Annotated in this window: 2 protein-coding genes; both read right to left on the bottom strand. The window is 72.9% G+C overall.

Features of this window, described 5'->3' with window-relative positions:
- Nucleotides 1–97: 97 nt before the first annotated feature.
- Nucleotides 98–1,009, bottom strand: a complete 912-nt coding sequence (locus ACFWBT_RS42720; RefSeq protein ID WP_385710163.1) for a carbohydrate kinase — start codon at nucleotides 1,007–1,009, stop codon at nucleotides 98–100.
- Nucleotides 1,006–2,073 (bottom strand): LacI family DNA-binding transcriptional regulator, encoded by a 1,068-nt coding sequence (locus ACFWBT_RS42715; RefSeq protein WP_385710160.1) that lies wholly within the window; start codon nucleotides 2,071–2,073, stop codon nucleotides 1,006–1,008. The genes ACFWBT_RS42720 and ACFWBT_RS42715 overlap by 4 nt, the downstream gene beginning before the upstream one ends.
- Between the last annotated feature and the right edge of the window lie 120 nt (nucleotides 2,074–2,193).

The raw sequence follows: 2,193 nt of genomic DNA, 5'->3' as shown, positions 1-2,193 counted from the left end.
CTTCCCGCGGGGCGCCGTGCAGTGTTCGCGGTGGCTGCCGGCCCGCCATCAGGGTCGAGGACCGGCGGGGGTGGCGGCCGGGCGTTCCCGTGCGCCTCTACAGGGCGCCGACTTCGGAGGCGTACGGCGGTTCGGCTCCGGCGCGGGAGCAGGTGACGGCGGCCGCGCGGGCCGCGAAGCGCAGAAGCTCGGTCCAGCCCCGGGCGCCCAGTTCCGCCAGTGCGGTCGGGGACAGGGCGTTCCTGGCGGCCAGACCGTGCAGCAGGGCCGCGTTCACGGTGTCGCCCGCGCCGATGGTGTCCACGACGTCGACCGTTTCGCCGGGCACGGAGTGGACCGAGCCGTCCCGGGTGAACGCGGTGAGACCGTCGCCGCCCTGGGTGATCACCACGGCCGAGGGGCCGGAGGCCAGCCACTCGCGCGGGGTGCCGCCGAGCCATCGGGCGTCCTCCTCCGACAGCTTGAGCAGGGACACCGACGGCAGCCAGCTCTTGAACCGGGCGCGGTAGGCGTCCGGGTCGGGGATCAGACCGGCGCGGATGTTCGGGTCGAGTGCCGTGAAGACGCCCTGCGCGGAGGCGGCCCGCATCAGCTCCTCGTAGGCGCTCGCGCCCGGTTCCAGCACGAGGGAACAGGTGCCGAAGGACACCGCCCGGGTGGCGTCGGGGAGCCGGTCCGGGGCCGAGAAGAGACGGTCGGCCGTGCCCTCGACGTAGAAGGAGTAGGCGGCGGAGCCGTCCGTACCGATCGTGGCGACGGCCAGGGTCGTCGGCTCGCCGCCGCGCCGCACCGACGACACGTCGACACCCGCGTCACGCAGCCCGCTCAGAAGTGCCTCGCCGAACGCGTCGCGTGAGACGCGGGAGCAGAAGGCGGTGGGGGAGCCGAGGCGGCCGAGCGCCACCGCCGTGTTGTAGGGGCCGCCGCCGAGACGGGGCAGCAGGCCCGCCAAGGCCCCCGCTTCCTGCGGAACCAGATCGATCAGGGCCTCACCGGCGACGACGATCACGACGCGGGTCCTTTCCTCGGGGCCTCGGGGCTCTCGGGGCGTACGGGGTTCTCGGGGCAGCCGCACGAGGTGCGGTGGACGAAGGCGGAGGGCAGCCGGACGGTGCGGCTCTCCAGGTGCGGCGAGGCCAGCCGTTCCAGGAGCAGTCGCACGGCGTCGGCGCCGATCTCCTTGCTGGGCTGGGCGATCACGGTGAGCCGGGGGGTGAACAGATCCGCCCAGGAGAAGTCGTCGAAGCAGCACAGCGCCAGGTCGTCGGGCACGGACAGGCCCCGGTCACGCAGGGCGCGCAGAGCACCGATGGTCATGGCGTTGTTGGCGGTGACGAGCGCGCTGGGCGGCGCCCCGAGGGACAGCAGCCGGTGGGTGGCCTCCTCGGCCGTCTCCGCCCGGGACTCGCCGTGCGCCACGAGCCGTTCGTCGTAAGGGAGTCCGGCCCGCGCGAGGCCGTGCCGGTATCCGGTGATCCGCTCGGTCGTGGTGCTGAGGCCGGGCAGACCCGCGACCAGGCCGATCCGTCGGTGCCCTCGTTCGGCGAGATGGCCGACCAGGCTCGCCATGGGGCCGGTGTTCTCGGCGCCGACCTGGTCATGGCGGAAGGCGCTCCCGGCGGGAGGGTCCACGAGCCGATCCAGGAAGACGGTGGGTACGTCGTGCTGCGCCAGGTAGCGCAACAGCGCGTCGGGGGTCGCCGACGGCGCGATGATCATTCCGTCCACGCGCCGCTCGTGCAGCAGTTGGGCGACCTTGCGCTCGTGCTCCGGGTCGTCGTGCGGATCGGCTATCAGCAGGCCGTAGCCCTGTTCCAGGGCGCCGGCCTCGACGCCCTGGAGGATCTCCGTGAAGTACGGATTGCTGATGGCCGACACCGCGAGCCCGATGGACCGCGTACGGGAGGTGACGAGCGAGCGGGCGAGGGTGTTGGGCGTGTAGCCCAGCTCGTCGATCGCGTCGAGCACGGCCTGGCGTGTCTGCGGCAGCACCGGCCGTGTGTCGTTGAGGACGTGGGAGACGGTCGCGATGGACACGCCCGCCCGCCGGGCCACATCGACCATCGTCGCCATGGCGCTCCCTCCCTGGAACTCGGGCGCTCGCACCCGAACGGGACCCGGTGGCCCGCCCGCGAAGGTATCCCATCCGACGGATGACGTAAACGCTTACGCGCGTCTGCGCGTAAGCGTTTC

Origin of the sequence: Streptomyces sp. NPDC060027 (assembly GCF_042737005.1) — a bacterium.
Lineage (GTDB): Bacteria > Actinomycetota > Actinomycetes > Streptomycetales > Streptomycetaceae > Streptomyces.
Note: the sequence above shows the minus strand (reverse complement) of the source record. Positions and strands in the feature narration are given on the sequence as shown.

Excerpts from the sequence above, each read along its gene's own strand:
- ACFWBT_RS42715 (WP_385710160.1), bottom strand. The coding sequence starts at position 2,073 with ATGGCGACGATGGTCGATGTGGCCCGGCGGGCGGGCGTGTCCATCGCG.